The sequence below is a fragment of the Oleiphilus sp. HI0043 genome (assembly GCF_001634935.1).
In genome coordinates this window covers 90,602-107,416 of sequence record NZ_LWEY01001256.1, presented here as the reverse complement: position 1 = coordinate 107,416, position 16,815 = coordinate 90,602, and the positions used below count along the sequence as shown (strand labels likewise).

General features: G+C 44.4%; 13 protein-coding genes. 7 read left to right on the top strand and 6 right to left on the bottom strand.

From position 1 onward, the window contains the following. Positions 1–3: 3 nt before the first annotated feature. The 3 genes from A3729_RS16070 to A3729_RS16060 form a co-directional block, all read right to left on the bottom strand. Positions 4–2,856: a valine--tRNA ligase gene (locus tag A3729_RS16070; RefSeq protein ID WP_068552996.1), complete on the bottom strand. Its 2,853-nt coding sequence runs from the start codon at positions 2,854–2,856 to the stop codon at positions 4–6. Between the two features lie 153 nt (positions 2,857–3,009). Beyond that, entirely contained in the window at positions 3,010–3,456 is a 447-nt protein-coding gene (locus tag A3729_RS16065; RefSeq protein ID WP_068507836.1) for a DNA polymerase III subunit chi, read from the bottom strand. Between the two features lie 47 nt (positions 3,457–3,503). Beyond that, positions 3,504–4,991 (bottom strand): leucyl aminopeptidase, encoded by a 1,488-nt coding sequence (locus tag A3729_RS16060; RefSeq protein WP_068634075.1) that lies wholly within the window; start codon positions 4,989–4,991, stop codon positions 3,504–3,506. Between the two features lie 207 nt (positions 4,992–5,198). On the opposite strand from A3729_RS16060, the gene lptG reads away from it, so the two are divergent. Continuing rightward, the gene (gene lptG, locus A3729_RS16055) at positions 5,199–6,260 is read left to right on the top strand and encodes an LPS export ABC transporter permease LptG (protein ID WP_068552995.1); all 1,062 of its coding nucleotides are present in this window, start codon (positions 5,199–5,201) and stop codon (positions 6,258–6,260) included. A gap of 278 nt (positions 6,261–6,538) precedes the next feature. After that, entirely contained in the window at positions 6,539–7,735 is a 1,197-nt protein-coding gene (locus tag A3729_RS16050) for a DUF6160 family protein (protein ID WP_068552994.1), read from the top strand. Between the two features lie 84 nt (positions 7,736–7,819). Here A3729_RS16050 and A3729_RS16045 read toward each other — a convergent pair whose 3' ends face one another. Continuing rightward, entirely contained in the window at positions 7,820–8,302 is a 483-nt protein-coding gene (locus A3729_RS16045) for an RDD family protein (RefSeq protein ID WP_068552993.1), read from the bottom strand. Between the two features lie 141 nt (positions 8,303–8,443). Between A3729_RS16045 and A3729_RS16040 the strand changes: the two genes are divergently transcribed. Next, positions 8,444–9,790: a DUF5610 domain-containing protein gene (locus A3729_RS16040; protein WP_068634074.1), complete on the top strand. Its 1,347-nt coding sequence runs from the start codon at positions 8,444–8,446 to the stop codon at positions 9,788–9,790. Between the two features lie 52 nt (positions 9,791–9,842). Here the strand turns inward: A3729_RS16040 and A3729_RS16035 are convergent, their stop codons facing one another. Beyond that, positions 9,843–11,819: a LysM peptidoglycan-binding domain-containing protein gene (locus A3729_RS16035; RefSeq protein ID WP_197473230.1), complete on the bottom strand. Its 1,977-nt coding sequence runs from the start codon at positions 11,817–11,819 to the stop codon at positions 9,843–9,845. 199 nt (positions 11,820–12,018) lie between these two features. Further along, positions 12,019–12,789, bottom strand: coding sequence for a hydroxyacylglutathione hydrolase (gene gloB, locus A3729_RS16030; RefSeq protein ID WP_068507824.1), 771 nt, complete (start codon positions 12,787–12,789; stop codon positions 12,019–12,021). Between the two features lie 112 nt (positions 12,790–12,901). On the opposite strand from gloB, the gene A3729_RS16025 reads away from it, so the two are divergent. The 4 genes from A3729_RS16025 (at position 12,902) to A3729_RS16010 (ending at position 16,815) form a co-directional block, all read left to right on the top strand. Next, positions 12,902–13,717 carry a class I SAM-dependent methyltransferase gene (locus tag A3729_RS16025; protein WP_068552990.1) on the top strand — a complete coding sequence of 272 codons (816 nt, stop codon included), beginning with the start codon at positions 12,902–12,904 and terminating at the stop codon, positions 13,715–13,717. Then, the gene (gene rnhA / locus A3729_RS16020; RefSeq protein ID WP_068510651.1) at positions 13,714–14,190 is read left to right on the top strand and encodes a ribonuclease HI; all 477 of its coding nucleotides are present in this window, start codon (positions 13,714–13,716) and stop codon (positions 14,188–14,190) included. The genes A3729_RS16025 and rnhA overlap by 4 nt, the downstream gene beginning before the upstream one ends. Continuing rightward, the gene (gene dnaQ / locus A3729_RS16015) at positions 14,187–14,885 is read left to right on the top strand and encodes a DNA polymerase III subunit epsilon (protein ID WP_068634073.1); all 699 of its coding nucleotides are present in this window, start codon (positions 14,187–14,189) and stop codon (positions 14,883–14,885) included. Before rnhA ends, dnaQ begins: the two co-directional genes overlap by 4 nt. A gap of 232 nt (positions 14,886–15,117) precedes the next feature. Next, positions 15,118–16,815: a hypothetical protein gene (locus tag A3729_RS16010; RefSeq protein WP_068634072.1), complete on the top strand. Its 1,698-nt coding sequence runs from the start codon at positions 15,118–15,120 to the stop codon at positions 16,813–16,815.

The following is a 16,815-nucleotide window of genomic DNA, read 5'->3' as shown; positions in this document are numbered from 1 at the left end:
CAATTACATGGCCTTGATTTTTTCGAGCTGTTCAGCCAGCTTGGCTTGGCTACTTTGCGCGTCTTCCAGCTTAGCCTGCTCTTTCTCTACAACGTCTTTTGGCGCATTGCTTACGAACTTCTCATTGTTCAGTTTGCCAGAAAGGCGCTTAATTTCTTTCTCCGCCTTATCGATTTCTTTATTGAGTCGAGCTATCTCGGCATCAAGGTTGATCAAACCGGCCATTGGTACCAAGACTTCCATAGAGCCGACTAACTGAGTTGAACTCATAGGCGCTTCTTCGTCATTTAACCAGCTCATTGACTCGAGCTTGGCGAGTGACTTAACAAAGCCTTCGTTTTCCTGGAAGCGGCGCTGATCTTCATTATTGCCGTTACGCAGTAGAACGGGAATTGCCTTGGCAGGAGAGATATCCATCTCACCACGAATGTTTCGTATTGCGACGATGACACCTTTTAGCCACTCAACGTCACCCAGTGCTTTTTCATCGACTTTCGACTCATCTGCTTCAGGGTAAGGCTGAGTCATAATGGTTGCGCCAGACTGACCGGCCAAGGGAGCAACACGCTGCCAGATTTCCTCTGTGATATAAGGGATAAAGGGGTGAGCCATTCTTAGTACAGCTTCAAGTACTCGTACCAGTGTGCGGCGTGTGCCACGCTTAAGCGCTTCGTCGCTGTCGTCACTGTTTAGAATCGGCTTGGAAAGCTCCAGGTACCAATCACAATACTCATTCCAGATGAAGTCATACAAAGTGTGTGAGGCCATATCTAGACGGAACTCACCAATAGATTTTTCAATGGATGCTTCGGTTTGCTGAAGGCGCGAGATGATCCATTTGTCAGCTAAAGATAATTGATAATCGTCAGAATTCTGAGCACAGTCCTGATCTTCAGTATTCATGAGCACATAACGTGCAGCGTTCCAGATCTTGTTACAGAAGTTTCTGTAGCCTTCTAGGCGTTTCATGTCCCAGTTGATATCACGACCCGTCGAAGCCAGTGAGAATAGGGTAAAACGAAGTGCATCGGTCCCGTGTGCAGAGATACCGTCTTCAAAGGTCTTGCGCGTGCGCTTCTCAATTTTTTGAGCAAGCTGGGGCTGCATCATATTACCGCAGCGTTTTTCAACCAGAGATTCAAGGTCGATGCCGTCAATCATATCGAGCGGGTCGAGTACGTTACCCTTCGACTTGGACATTTTGTCACCATGCTCGTCTCGAATAAGGCCTGTTACGTATACATATTTGAACGGAACCTGGGCTTTACCGTTTTCATCTTTCATAAAGTGCATGGTCATCATGATCATGCGGGCAACCCAGAAGAAAATAATATCGAAGCCCGTTACCAAAACATCTGTTGGGTGGAAGGTCTTCAACCTTTCCGTTGCTTCTGGCCAACCTAGTGTGCCGAAAGTCCAGAGTGCTGAAGAGAACCAGGTGTCGAGAACGTCTTCGTCTTGAGACAGTTCAACTGAAGCATCAATATTGTTTTCAGTACGTACTTCTTCTTCAGTGCGGCCAACGTAAACATTACCTTCAGCATCGTACCAAGCCGGGATTCTGTGTCCCCACCAAAGCTGGCGAGAGATACACCAGTCCTGAATGTCGCGCATCCAGGAGAAGTACATGTTTTCGTATTGCTTGGGAACAAACTGAATCTCGCCATCTTCAACTGCCTGTATTGCAGGTTCAGCTAGCGGGCCTGCACGAACGAACCACTGGTCTGTAAGAAGTGGTTCGATGACAACACCTGAGCGGTCGCCGTAGGGTGCAACCAAATTGTGATCATCAATACTTTCTAATAAGCCAAGCTCTTCAAATTTTGCAATGATGGCTTTACGCGCTTCAAATCGATCCAAGCCAGCAAATTCTGCGGGTAGGGCTGTATCGAAAGCATCTGAAGCTTGGCCTTCAGTGTCGTAAACTTCTGCTTCTTTAAGGATGGCAGCATCAATATCGAAGATATTGATCATCGCTAGGCCGCAGCGCTTACCCACTAGATTATCGTTAAAGTCGTGCGCAGGTGTTATTTTTACACAACCAGTGCCTTTTTCCATGTCGGCATGATCATCACCCACAATCGGGATCAAACGACCAACAAGAGGCAATTCTACAAACTTACCGATCAGGTCTTTGTAACGTGGATCTTCAGGGTTGACTGCAACGCCTGTATCACCCAGCATGGTTTCGGGGCGAGTGGTTGCGACGACTAAGTAGTTTTTACCTTCAGAGGTTTTTTCACCATTGGCTAGTGGATAGCGAAGGTTCCACATATTGCCTTTTTTGTCTTTGTTCTCGACTTCCAGGTCTGAAATAGCCGTGTGAAGCTTAGGATCCCAGTTTACCAAACGCTTGCCGCGATAGATTAAGTCATCTTTGTATAAACGAACAAATACTTCCTGAACGGCTTTGTAAAAGCCATCGTCCATCGTGAAGCGTTCATGGTCCCAATCGACAGAAGCACCTAAACGACGAAGCTGACGGGTAATTGTGCCACCGGACTCTTCTTTCCAATCCCAGATTTTATCGAGAAAGGCTTCACGTCCGAGGTCATGGCGAGTTTTGCCTTCTTCAGCAGCAAGCTTGCGCTCAACAACCATTTGAGTTGCGATACCCGCGTGGTCGGTACCGACCTGCCATAAAGTGTTATGACCTTTCATGCGGTGATAGCGGGTTAGGGCATCCATAATAGAGTCCTGGAAGGCATGTCCCATATGCAAGCTACCGGTGACATTCGGTGGCGGAATCATAATGGTGTAGGGCTGGCCTTCATTTGAAGGCTTGAAGTAGCCGCTTTCTTCCCAGGTTTTATACCAAGACTGTTCTATTTCGCTAGGTTGGTAGGTCTTATCCATAATCGTTGATGCTTACTCGTTAAAAATGGCTAGAGGTCGAGTGCCTGACTTTCGCTTGGCATACGATAAAAAATGGCCGACATTATACATGGCGTGAGCGAGCTGAAGCTAGGGACTTGCTTAATATAGTTGCTTAAAAAAGCAAAGACTTCCCTAAGCTTTCCGTAGATCGTGGATATGAACCTCATGGCCAAGGCTCTTTAGTTGCTTGTATAAGGTACGTGCGTCCTGAATTTCGATTTCAATATTCGGAATGATTAAGCACAAACGGCTGAAATCTTCCAAGCGCTCGGGTAACTGCTTTCGTAGGAGGATGAGCAAAGAATCGTCTTTTTGAAGTGATGACTTTAATGGTTTGTCATCGATGATGACTGGCGCGGTTTTGCTTTCTGACTCATTTTGACCGAGACTATGAGGAATAAAGCTTTCGAGTTTGAAAGTCCATAAAGCGCTGTTTAGTGCTTCGTTTTGAATAGCGTCCACAGTCTGAATATGAATTCGACTGTGTTGTTGCAGGGCTTTCTCCGTTAAACGGCAACAAAAAGCAATTTGCTCAGAAAAGTTGGCTTCATTTAAGAGGTATAGGTCTATTCTGGGCATGCTTTTGTTGTCGCTGTCGTAATTAACTCAATAGTCTTGCTAGATATTTAAGACGCTTTGCTTAACAGATAGTTCAGTAGCAAAGGAACCGGACGACCTGTTGCACCTTTGTCTTTTCCTCCTGATACCCAAGCTGTACCTGCGATATCCAAGTGAGCCCATTTGTATTCTTTGGTGAACCTAGACAAGAAGCATGCAGCGGTAATGCTGCCTGCGCCTTTGCCGCCAATATTTTGAATATCGGCAAAGGGGCTTTCGATCTGTTCCTGATACTCATCCCAAATGGGTAATTGCCACGCTTTATCGTTTACCTCTTTGCCTGACTGCAGAAGTTCATCGACCAGGGTGTCGTCATTGCCCATCACGGCAGAGGTGCTGTGCCCAAGCGCGATAATGCAAGCACCAGTAAGTGTCGCAATATCGATAACTGAGGCGGGCTTGTAGTTTTTGGCGTAGGTTAGGGCGTCACATAAAACTAGGCGGCCCTCTGCATCGGTGTTTAGAATTTCTACTGTTTGACCCGAAGCTGTTGTCACGATATCACCAGGTTTGGAGGCGTGTCCAGCCGGCATGTTTTCAGCCGCTGCAATGATGCAGACGATATTCATTTTGGGTTGTAGGTCGGCAATTGCAGTCATCGTACCGATAACGCTCGCGGCACCGCACATGTCATACTTCATTTCATCCATTTGCGGGCCAGGTTTTAAGCTAATTCCTCCGGTATCAAAGGTGATGCCTTTGCCGACTAACATATGTGGCGCATCGCCTTCTTTGCCACCTTTATACTCAAGGATAATCATTTTTCCTGGTTCTGAGCTACCTTTGGATACGGATAAAAATGCACCCATGTTTAGTGCTTCCATATCAGATTCTTCGAGTACTTTTACTTCAAAGTTATTACTTCTGCTTGCTAGCGCTAGTGCTTGCTCTGCTAGGTAAGCAGGTGTACAGACATTTCCGGGTAGGTTGCCAAGCGTTCTGGTTGTAGCCATGCCTCTCGCCTGAGCTTGAGCGATCACAGTTGCTTCGCTCAAGGCTTGTTGGTCTGCAGTGCAGCAGACGACACTGATGTTTTCCAATATGATGGCCGGAGATTTTTTGCTTTTGTACTGATCGAAAGTGTAATGCTGGTCAGAAATTGAGCGAACGAGACTGTTTGCGAGTTGTCTGGCGCTAATGTCTGTGCCATCTATAGTATTGTCCAAAAAGCAGTGTAAGGATTTTACTTTGGCGCTTTTCGCTTGACTTGCTAATGCGCTGAAGGCCTTGTTTAGGCTGCTTAGGTTTAACTTCTTTTTGTCTCCCATGCCCAAAAGAATAACGCTATTAGCGTGTTCGCTACGAAGGGGTAGGAAGAAGCTTTTTCCTGAATCACTATCAATGTCGAATTGCGATATGCTTTGGCTTAGTTGCCCATCAAGAAGTTTGTCGAGCACTTTGCCTTGCTCACATAGTGTCTGATTTTCGTATAGGCCTATGCATAGGCTGTCTGCTTTTAGTGATGAAATCGCGGTATCGACAATATTGTAATTCATTTCTGTCTCTTATCGTATCGAAGGTCATTAGTGCTGAAGCACATAATGAGGTGGTTTGAAAACGTGTATCGTCATAGAATAGCAAGCCAAATGATGAACTGCATCGTTCTTCAGCAAATTTCTGATATTAGGGCATATTTTTGATTAACCATAAGGCACTTTTGAAAACGCTTTTTAGCAGATTATATATGGCGCTAGGGAACAATAATGAGAAGAATTAATCGTTACATTGTGCAAACAGTGGCGGCGTCCATGCTATTGGTTGCGGCGGTTGTTCTATCGTTAGATGTTTTGTTTGCGTTTATGGCGGAAGTGAATGATTTGAGTGAGCAGTACGGGATTATTGATGCCGCATTGTTCGTACTGACGACCCTGCCTCGACGAATATATGACTACTTGCCTTTGGTGGCGTTTATGGGGTGCTTGATAGGCTTGGGTGCAATTGCCAAAAATAGCGAGTTGGTGGTGATTCGTGCAGCGGGTGTATCGACCAGAAGGATTGTCTTTTTTGCGATGAAGCCTGCAATAGTTGTTGTGCTTATTGGTTTGTTTTTGGGGGAGTTTGTTGCTCCTGTAACGGAAGGTATAGCTCAGAGTCGTAGAGCGGTTCTCCAGGGGGCAGAGCAAAATGTTGCCAGTCATAGAGGGGTGTGGCATCGGGAGGGTAATACTTTTATGCACTTTAATGCCGTGCAATCAAACGGTGTGCTTCATGGTGTGTCGTTGCAGAGGTATGATGCTGATCATCAGCTTGAAAGTAGTGTGTTTGCGAAGCGTGCTATTTTTCAGCGTGGTACTTGGCAGTTAGAGTCTGTTATTGAAACAAGCTTTAAAGGGGCGCGCACTTACGTCAATCATTTCCCAACTAAAACTTGGCAAACAGACTTGTCTCCCTCGGTGCTTAGTGTGTTGGTTGTCTCATCCGACGACTTATCTATATCGGGTTTATATACTTATTCTCAATATCTTGAAGCTCAGGACTTAAACTCTGACGCTTATATGATGTCATTTTGGAAGAAAGCGTTTCAGCCAATTTCAACGGCAGTATTGGTCTTGGTGGCAATATCGTTCGTATTTGGGCCTCTTAGGTCTGTCACGATGGGGTTTAGGGTGTTTTCAGGGGTAGTGGTTGGACTGTTGTTCAAGTATGCACAAGACCTGTTAGGGCCGAGTGCAATTGTGTTTGGTTTTAATCCAATCTATGCGACTGTTATTCCTATTTCGGTATGTTTGGTAGCAGGGATATTCCTTTTGCGAAGGGCACGTTGAGCTGGAGTGAGAGCAGTGTCTCACACAGACTTTCCATGATTGAACCAGGTTGTTAATTCGCGTATTATTCAAGCAGCAACTAGACTGGATAAAATGCGTATGTAGTAGTCCTTGGGTCAAGGGTGGATTGTAGGACCTTGGCACAGGTTTGTGTATGCATGGATGCGGGCTGTATTTAAGAAAGAAAGGGGCGCCTAACGGTACAAAGTCTATATATCCCGATTGGACTAAAATAGAGCTGAAGGCCGGCACAATAAAAAAAGTAGGAGAATACAATAATGAAAGGCTTGAAGAGGTTGGCTTTGGTGACGGCAGTTTCTGCTTTGTCATCAAATGTGATGGCCGAAGTCCAAATGCTTGATGAAGATAGTCTACAAGACGTCACGGGTCAGGCAGGTCTTACTCTTGATGTAGAAAGTCAGTGGGAGATCGGAGAGTTCGCATATCACGATGCAGGCTATTTGTTGATTCAAGGTATCCGTATGGGTGGTAACTCGTTGGGTAATGGTACGGGCTCTGCAGGTACGATGCTTGACAACTTACGGCTTGAGATTGACATCGCCGGTGATGGTACCGACGGTGATAATGAGCTTGCATATGGTTTTTCCAATATGCGTGATATTGCTCAGATGTATGTAAATGATGGGAATACTGATACGACGTTTGTTAGTGTTGCAAACGGTATTGACTCAACTCGTGATAACGCTGTAATTGACGATAAGCGCACATATGGTGATGGTGATTTGGTAATCCATTTTGACTTTACTGATGGCTGGGCTTCAGAAGGCGGTATCGATCAGTATAGAGCTGACGGTAGATTTGGATTAGACGATTTTCATACTGCAGAGCTAGTCCTAGAGCATGCTGTCGACTTTCGTCTTGAAATCGATGCAATTGGCTTGGCAAGTTCAAGTTATGAGCTAGGTTCTGCTGGTCTAGATACTGATGGTCAGGGTCCCGACCAAGGTGCTGCTGGTACAACTACCTTGATTAGTCAATTAGGTATCCAGGGTTACTTAGGTCCTGATGACTTACATCTTGAGAACAATGGTAACGGCTTTGATGGATCTGGACCTCTAGGTGGTAATACGGGTAAGGCTGACTCCAAAATATACTGGGGTCGTTACTTTAAGATTACAGATCTGGATGTATATATTGATATTGCCGGTGTTCAGATTTCTGACATGGAAATTCACAATGAGCGTGGCGATTTGACAGGTTTGGATGGCACTTCATCATTTAGTTTTGCGCACTCTATTCGTGAAATCTATGCAGTTAAAGATGCTGTTTTAAATATAGATGGTCTGCTTGCTGGTAGTAATCCTTTTGTGGATGGTATTGCAATCAATACGCGCTTCAAGGGTGATATTGATATCCACTCTATCTCATTCGGCGATACTGGTGAGTCAATCGGTCAGTTGTTTATTACTGATATGGAGTCGACTACAAACTGGATTATCTCTGCTCACGATTAATTTTTTGTTTGTTGTCTAAAAAGCTCTCGATTATGTCGAGAGCTTTTTTTTGACCTGAGAAAGCTGGTTTGACTTATTTAGAGTCTAGCTGCGCTTTGGAATTCGTATAACTTTGCTTTCAGATGCGATGCATTGCCAGGTTCGATTTTTCTTATCGATGAATACCCAAAGGTAGCCAAGACCGAATGCGGCAATGGAAACTCCGGCGACAAAGAACCTGACAAGGGCTTGGTTCCAGCTGATTGATGTGTTGTCCTCATTTTGTATGCGTAAATGCCAAACCTGCATTCCAAGGGTTTGTCCGGTTTTAGTCCAGAAATAACCAAAAAACAGAAATAGGGAAATAAAAAGCGTTGAGGATAGTAGTGGGTCCTTAAGCGATTGGCCTGACTCATTAATTTGCTTGTACTCTTCGGCACCAATAAGGCTATGGCTAATCGCCATATAGATCATGGTGATGGTCATGGTGAGAGCTATGCATAAGATACTGTCATAAAAAAACGCAAGAAGTCGCCGAAGGAGTGTGGCGGGCATGTATTGGTCGCTTGGTTCGGGGAATTTATTCATAGTAATCGCATTAAGTTGGTGAATTGCGTGGAATATAACAGATTCTTGCTTTAGATGTCTTTTCTATAAAAGAATGCCTAAAGAAAATCTTTTTGCGGACGATAATAGCTATGAGGTCAACCGGATTTTAGAGGGTTTTGTATGAACGCATTAGATAACATTGACAAGCTAAACGATGGTGGGCTGTCGCGGCACCGCTCGCTAGATGCCAGTAAGATAGCTGAAAGCACTGGCTCTGCAAAGCTAAGTGCAAGTATGCAAACAAGCGTTGAAACTCAGCTTTTAGAAGCCGGTACCGATAGTGGAAGGAGAATTTTCTCCCGCTCGATAGAGACAAACTTTAGTTTCAATATTACTATCGAAAAACCTCAGTTTGAGTTTAAAGTGCCTTCTCCATCAGATGTGGCTCATACTGTGCTCGGTTTTGTCGAACGCCGAATTGAAAGCGAGCTCAGAAACGGGGCGGATGAGTCGAGAATTGGTGACTTATTAAGTCAGGCTCGAAAAGGGATTGAGGCGGGCTTTTCATCCGCTAAAGAAGATATCAGCGCATTGGGTTTGATGGATGAAAAGCTTGAGGAGGAAATAGCTCAGTCTCGACATTTGGTTGATGAGGGGGTAGATGATATTGAAGGAAAACATCTGAGTGCTGCAGATGGCTTAGCTGAAGGGAGCAAGCAGAGCGCTAGAAATGAAGTTGCGGCTTCGACTAACACTCCTGTAGATACTGAGGCTAAAACCTCCCAGCAAGCTTTAAATGTTTACGAGTTTTTTACGCCAGAGAAAGTCAATGAACAACAGCTTAAGCCAGAGTCTTTCGAGGCTGTTTCCAAGTACAAATATGCAAGTCATGATAGTACCGAGTTTTCCTTAACGACCAGGGATGGCGATAAAGTCTCGATTCGTTTGAGTGATACATTTGCCTCTATTTACCAGTCTTCGGGAAACTCTCTAGGCGTGGCTGTGTCCGGCGATAAGTCGTTTGAATATAGTGTCGAAGGGGAGCTGGATGAATCGGAGCTTACGGCAATTAACGAGCTATTGTCGCAGCTAGGTAATGTAACGGAATTATTTTTTCAAGACCGCTTTCAGGATGCATTTGAATCAGCGATGAGTGTAGGGTTTGATTCCAGCGAAATTGCATCCTTTTCCTTAGACTTGTCCAAGACTGTAGCGGAAGAGTTAAGAACTTATGGTGCACCTTCTAGTTCACAAGAAGGTCGAACGAATGACTTATCAAACCTAAAGCGGTATCAACCTATTGTAGATATGGTTAATCACTTTAATCAGATGAATGATTCAATGGGAGTGTTTGAATCTCCGCGCGACTCAATGGTCAGCTTGATTCGTGAAACGCTTGAAAGAGTGAAAGGTATGATGAGTGAATTAAGTGAAAATAGCGCTGACGCTGATAAGTCTATGATTCCAGTAGATAAGGTAACTGTTTCCCACTTTATCGAATTTAGTGAGTACTTATTGTCTGAATGATTTTAGAGGTGGCTTCCTAGGTTAAAATAAATTCTAGCCTCGGTAACGGGGCCTAAGTAGCTGTTATGTCTACGTAGATGGTTAGCTTCTGTCCTGGCTGTAGATATTTTTTCTTGTTTAGCTTGTTCCAGCTTACTAGGTCATTAATCGTTACGCTGAACTTACTTGCGATGCGAGCGAGCGAGTCACCTTTTCTTACTCGATAGCCAATCTTTCTGATCATTTGCCTTTTATCTCTAAAAGACGGTAGCGGCATGCTTGCTTTACCTACATCCTTAAGTGACCAGATAATTAATTCCTGACCTGGCTTAATCGGGTCAGTGGGTGCCATGCCGTTCCACTTGGCTAGAGAGCGAACGCCTACTTTGTGAGCTCTGGAAATATCCCACATGGTATCTCCAGAGCGTACTTTATAACGTAGTTTCTTGCTGCCTTGGCTTCCGGATATTTTGTCTTGCTTGCGCTTGAGTCGATTATGCTGGCTTAAGTTGTAATAAGCTTTACCTTCAGATGCAACAGGGATAAGTAATTTTTGTTTCTCTCTGATCGTGTTAGAGCGCAGCTGATTGACTTGCTTAATCAAGGCTGGAGTTGTGTTGAATTTCTTTGCTATGCGAATTAAGGAGTCACCGCGTTTTATACTGTAGCGAGTCCAGTTGAGCCTCTTTTCTGGAGGTAGCTCAGTCAGCGCGGCTTTAAACTGTTTGGCGCTCTCAATAGGTACCAATAAACGATGAGGCCCCATGGGGGCGCTAGCCCACTGATTGAATCCTGGGTTGAGTTTATATATTTCCTTTATATCGATGCCGGCCAGGGTAGCTGCCTGGGCAAGATCGATCTGCCCGCCAGTTTGAACTGTCTCAAAGTACGGTTTATCAGCGATTTTCGGGAATTGAATGTTGTATTTTTCAGGCGACTTTACAATCTTGGCAAGAGCAAGCAGTTTAGGGACGTAAGCGCGGGTTTCTCTTGGAAGCTTCAAAGACCAGAAGTCTTGGGGTTTTCCTAGTTTTTTATTGCGCTTTATCGCCTTACTAACGCGGCCTGAACCAGAGTTGTAAGATGCAAGAGCATGGAGCCAGTTGCCGTCAAATCGTCTACTTAAGTAACTCAGGTATTCGAGAGCTCCTTGAGTCGATGCTAATACGTCACGTCGTCCATCGTACCACCAGTTTTGATGCAAACCATAAATCTTCCCGGTACCTGGAATAAACTGCCATAAGCCTGAAGCACGGCCATGACTGTATGCGAAAGGATCGTAGGCACTCTCGACAAAAGGTAGTAGTGCTAGTTCCATCGGTAGTTTACGTTTCTTAACTTCTTGCACCACATGGTGAAGATAGCGTGAAGAGCGCTTAAAGGTTCGGTCTAGATAATTGGGGTTGTTTACGTACCAGCGTAACTGGCTTTGAATGCGCTTGTTGTCAAGAGTCAGGTCGAGTGTAAAGTGCTTTCGAATATCGTCAAGCAGGTCGCCTTGGTCAGGGTTATGGCTAGGTCTATCACGAAGAAGCTGAAGCTCCTGATTGACTTTCTGTTCCAGCTCATCAGTTGGAGTGATAAAACCGTATTGCTCGTAGTTACGATTCTGCTGTTTGTTATGTTCGGCAGATGCGCTGTCGATAAGCTTATTATTCAGAGCAAAACTACTGAATAGATCTTCATCTGGGCTGCTCAAAAGGCCGCTAACGAAAAACTTTTCTTTTGGCTCCACCGTTTCGTCAAATATTTGAGAGATTAAATAGGGTGGTGCTGTTAGTGCTTCGTTGTCGGAATTACTAGCTGGTGTCGTACTGGTGTGCTCTGGGGAGGGTTGGAGCTTTGCTTTACTAGCAGTTGACGCTTGCTTAATGCCACTTTCTTGAGTATTTGAGATTTGTTCGCTTACTTGAGTGTTTTCCTTGCTCTCAATGTCGGGGGTAGGTTCGCTTTTGTTTGATGTTGTGTTGCTGGAAACTGACGGCACCGAGCTAGGGGGGGCAAGCTGTCCGCGCGACGAATCAAAGCTCGCGCAAGCGTTAATAAGCAAAAGTAGAACTATAAGAGGAAAATGACGCATATCGATTGGGTGGCTATTTTACTGCTGCGAGAAAAGGAACACATTTTGTTAGGCGTTAAGCAAGTTTTCCCGCCCAGTCTATGAAGTAGGGGCTTTAGGGTCAACTGCTTGGAGCTAAATAATTAGTAACAAATTTAACTCTGTAAGTGCTAACCCGTTGTTACTATGGTCAGAACTGATCTTTCGCGAGCCTTGTTGCGGCAAAAATATCTGGCTCACAGCTATTCGTATTGGGGAATAGTTGTTTAACATTCGAAGCTAAGGCTGGATCGTTGCTTCTAAAAAACGGGTTTATCTCCAGTTCTGTTTTTAGTGTGGAGGGGATAGTGGATAAGCCACGCTTACGCAAATCGGTGGCTTCTACTAAGTAGTTTTGTAGTGCCTGGTTGTCTGGCATTAGACTCAGTGCAAAATCTAGATTGGCTAATGTATATTCGTGTGCACAGAAGATGCGTGTCGTCTTCGGTAGTAAGCGGATTTTTCCAAGCGAGTTATACATTTGTTCAGCACTGCCTTCGAATAAGCGACCGCAACCACCTGAGAATAGTGTGTCCCCACAAAACAATGCGTCTAGTTGTTCGCAATAGTAGGCATTATGATCAAGCGTATGACCCGGAACGTCGAGGCTTTTGAATTGTAAGCCAAGTAAGCTGATCGCTTCGCCTTCAGACAGTTGCTCATCGATACCTTCAACTTTTGAGTGAGATGAGCCGAAGCTTTTACAGTCATATTGATCTTTAAGTTTTGCCAAGCCTCCCGTGTGATCAGGGTGGTGGTGAGTGATAAGAATTGCTACTAGGTCTAGCCCTTGTGAATTCAAATAATCTTGAGTGTCACTAAATGAGCCAGGATCAACAACGACAGCCTGCATGCTCGCGTCATCATATATACACCAGATATAATTGTCTGAAAAAGCAGGTATGCCATGAACTTTTATCATATGATAACTCTCACTTAGGTTGATTTGTCATAGCTTAGAATGAATACTGGGTAAATTAAAGCTACTTTAGATAGAGTCTGCTTTGTTGCGAGCACGCTGCGGGAGCTTTGCGATGTCAGGGTTACAAGATTTGGATAAAAATGCACAGGCTAACAGTTCTAAACAACAGCAACTGGAACAGTGGTTTCAGAGTGCTTTAGGACGTAGTTTATTAGCTGACCAACGGCGTAATATAGCAAATAAAATACATCGCTTGTTTGGCTATCACCAGGCTGAGATAGGTGTCTCGCATAGGGTGCCAGTAGGTAACCCAAGTAGCTTGGGGCATAAATTTTATGTGTTGCCAGAGTGGGAACCGGACTTACCTGAAAACTCTATTATTTCTTCTTCTGAGGAATTGGCATTAGAAAGCGAAACCCAAGATGTTGTTATCTTGCACCATGCACTAGATTTTTCCAGTGCGCCTCATCAAACCCTGCGAGAGGCAGCCAGGGTGCTCAAGTCTTCTGGTACGATGGTGATAGTTGGGTTTAACCCTCTCAGTACTTGGGGAGTGAGGAGGTTGTTAGGGAGGTCGCAGCAAGCACCCTGGAATAGTTGTTTTATTGGTGGTAAGCGAATCGAAGATTGGTTGAATTTGCTCGATTTTAGGGTGGGAACTACTAAATACCATTACTACGGCCTGCCTTTTAATAATGCAGGTTTATTTAGGCGTTTTTTGTGGCTCGATAAAGTGCTCAATACAAAAGTCCCCCTAGGCGCATACTATTTGATATCGGCACAAAAACAGGTCGGTTCACGAATCAATTCCTACTCAAAATGGCGTCGAGGTGCAAAGGTCGTAGGAATGCCTTTGGCAAGCTCACGGCACACTCGGGTTTTGGAACAAGACTTTTCAGTTTATAACGAGAAAGATAAAGAAGAATGATAGAGATTTATACCGATGGAGCCTGTAAAGGCAACCCTGGACCGGGAGGTTGGGGAGCATTATTAACAAGCGGGAAGCATCAGAAAAAGATTTATGGTGGTGAGCTTGATACAACCAACAATAGAATGGAGCTGCTTGCTGCAATTCGGGCGCTCGAAAGCTTAAAGAAACCTAGTGTTGTTCACTTACATACCGACTCCCAATATATGCGCAAAGGGATGCTTGAGTGGATAAAAGGTTGGAAGAAAAATGGCTGGAAAACTGCAGCCAAAAAGCCAGTAAAGAATGTTGAGCTATGGAAAGCGTTGGATGAGCAAGTCGCAACACATGAGGTAAAATGGTTTTGGGTGAAAGGTCATAGTGGTGATCCAGGTAATGAAATGGCTGACCAGCTTGCCAATCTCGGAGTTGACTCGGTTATTCGAAAAGACAGTATTGGTAAGGTTCATGTGATTGATGGAGTTGAAGGGTGAGGCAGGTCGTACTTGATACAGAAACCACCGGTATAAATCCTCAGCTTGGCCACAGGATAATCGAGATTGGTTGTGTCGAACTGATTGACCGTAAGCTGACAGGAAATCACTACCATGTGTATATCAACCCAGAGCGGGTCGTAGAGCAAGAAGCGATAGATGTCCACGGAATAACGAATGAGTTTCTAGCTGATAAGCCTTTGTTTGCTGATATTGCCCAAGAATTTCTTGAGTATATAAAAGGTTCTGAACTGGTTATCCATAATGCGGCGTTTGACGTTGGCTTTATCAACCACGAATTTAACCTTTTGGTCAACAAGATCCCTCCGGTAGAAAATTACTGTGGTGTATTAGATACACTAGCCATGGCGCGAGAGAAGCATCCGGGGCAAAAGAACAATCTGGATGCTTTATGTAAACGCTACGGGATCAATAATAGTCACCGTGAACTGCACGGGGCTTTATTGGACTCCGAAATACTCGCTGATGTTTATTTATTACTAAGTGGTGGGCAGACTAGCTTGTTGCTAGATAAGGAAAAGACAGATGAAGGTGGCGCCGGAGGTATTCGAAGGTTACCCGGTACACGCAAGCCTCTACCTGTTCTGGCTGCCAATACAGAGGAAGCTGCGTCTCATGAAAAATACCTCGAATCACTTAGAAAGAAATCAGACCAGGTGATTTGGGACTTATAAGTGTTTCATAAGTAGCAGAGCTAGTCTTTGCTAATTACGAAAACACACAGTGCTAAACTTGTTAAGCGTCGGAATTGTGATATAAATTAATAACCAACGATATTTTTTTAAATTGATTTAGAGCATGTTCTGACCATTAACTGAGACGTTATTTGGTTAGAAGTATTAATACAAGAATTAAAGCGGTTTTATTTTGAAACTTGATAATTACTCTTTGGACCGGAATTAGCTTATGGCCTTGTCATCTACGAGTCTAAGTTCTATTGAACTGGTTCAGCCGGAAATTGAAGCAACAATTCAACACGCAGAGCAAAGCCTGGAACGATTTCAGGAAAATCGCGACAGTGGAGAAGATCTTCAGAACTGCATCGATTACTTGAACCAATTGCGCGGTATCTTTGTGCTGGTAGAGGTACAGGGCTGCGTGCTGCTATGTCAGGAATCTGTTGCCTTAGCGAATGAAGTGCCTGTTGGTGCAAATGACGACAAAAATGGCCTGTTAACAAACCTAAGTAATGCTATTTTTATCTTGCGCCGTTATACCGAATATTTTTGTCAGAAGAAGCTTGATCATCCAGAGCTTCTTTTGCCGATTATCAATGAGCTTCGAATAGCCAGAAAAACCAAACCCTTTCCAGAGTCACACTTTTTTGACTTACCCAGCGATAGGGCATTTGACCCGAGCACTATATTTGGCCTATCGAGTAGTAATAAACTTGGTGACTTTGAACACCACGCTAAGCGCTTCAGGCATATGTATCAGGTTGGTTTGCTTGACATATTGCGTGACCGAAACAAGCAAATAGCGTTGCGGCTAATCTCTCGTGCCTCCAAAGGTGCAATGAAACTATGTGCTGGTGAGCCATTGGCGCAATTTTGGGCCTTAGTGAATATTGTCGCAGACACCTTGCTTGAACAAGATATGAGTACTCATGACCTTCGCAAGCGCTTGTTTATGAAGGTTGAAAAGTACCTTCGTGAGATGGCATTGGTTGGAACTGTGGTGACCAGTAAATCGGCACCGGAGTCTTTGCATAAAGAGCTTATCTACTTGTTAGCAATTAGTGGTTATTATTCTCAGCAAGTGAATGCAGTACTGGAAGGCTACAAAGTTTCCCTATTGGATTTTGATGAAAAGTCTTTATCGGCAGAAAGCAAGCGGTTGTTTGGCCCGGGTGCAGATGTTCTTAAGTCTTTGTCCAATGCATTGCAAGAAGAGCTAATTCAGCTTAAAGAAAAATTAGATATTCTTGAGCGTGGTGATGCGCCAAGCGATGAGGATATGCAGTTTATAGTGGGTGTCTTTGAACGCCTGAGCAGCACCTTGTCTATGCTCGACCTGAAGAAAATTAGCCTAGCTTGTGATCAGCAGATCGAAGCAATCAAAACTTGGCAAGGCACAGGGACGGATGTTGCCGAACAGGATTTATTTGCTGTAGCTGACGCTGTGTTAGGTATTGAGCAGGCGATTAAGCGCTTTGAAGAAACGGGTATTCAGGGTGAAGTAGAGTTGCAGTCGGCCCATAAAGATGGCGAAACGCCATATTTGAGCGAAGCGACTATCGTTGTTATTGATGAGTCAAAGTCCGGGCTAGGCTTGGCTAAACGATCAATTAGCTCCTACGTTGAATCCCAGGGTGATAAGCTTCACCTGGCAACAGTCTATACTGTCATGGACAGTATCCGTGGTGCAATGAGCATCATTGGTGAGGAGAGGTTAACGTCCTTGTTATTGAAGTGCATGTCCTGTATTCAACAGGAGTTGGTTGACGGTGATACGATGCCTGACCAGACTTTGTTAGAAACTCTGGCTGATGCACTGACTTCATTGGAATACTACATTGAGAGTATGACCAAGGCACAAACCCAGAATGATGCTTTGTTAAAGTTGTCAGAAGAAAGTCTGGCTTCAATTGGGTATGGTACTTAA

Excerpts from the sequence above, each read along its gene's own strand:
- A3729_RS16070 (WP_068552996.1), bottom strand. The coding sequence starts at position 2,856 with ATGGATAAGACCTACCAACCTAGCGAAATAGAACAGTCTTGGTATAAA.
- A3729_RS16065 (WP_068507836.1), bottom strand. The coding sequence starts at position 3,456 with ATGCCCAGAATAGACCTATACCTCTTAAATGAAGCCAACTTTTCTGAG.
- A3729_RS16060 (WP_068634075.1), bottom strand. The coding sequence starts at position 4,991 with ATGAATTACAATATTGTCGATACCGCGATTTCATCACTAAAAGCAGAC.
- lptG (WP_068552995.1), top strand. The coding sequence starts at position 5,199 with ATGAGAAGAATTAATCGTTACATTGTGCAAACAGTGGCGGCGTCCATG.
- A3729_RS16050 (WP_068552994.1), top strand. The coding sequence starts at position 6,539 with ATGAAAGGCTTGAAGAGGTTGGCTTTGGTGACGGCAGTTTCTGCTTTG.
- A3729_RS16045 (WP_068552993.1), bottom strand. The coding sequence starts at position 8,302 with ATGAATAAATTCCCCGAACCAAGCGACCAATACATGCCCGCCACACTC.
- A3729_RS16040 (WP_068634074.1), top strand. The coding sequence starts at position 8,444 with ATGAACGCATTAGATAACATTGACAAGCTAAACGATGGTGGGCTGTCG.
- gloB (WP_068507824.1), bottom strand. The coding sequence starts at position 12,789 with ATGATAAAAGTTCATGGCATACCTGCTTTTTCAGACAATTATATCTGG.
- A3729_RS16025 (WP_068552990.1), top strand. The coding sequence starts at position 12,902 with ATGTCAGGGTTACAAGATTTGGATAAAAATGCACAGGCTAACAGTTCT.
- rnhA (WP_068510651.1), top strand. The coding sequence starts at position 13,714 with ATGATAGAGATTTATACCGATGGAGCCTGTAAAGGCAACCCTGGACCG.
- A3729_RS16010 (WP_068634072.1), top strand. The coding sequence starts at position 15,118 with ATGGCCTTGTCATCTACGAGTCTAAGTTCTATTGAACTGGTTCAGCCG.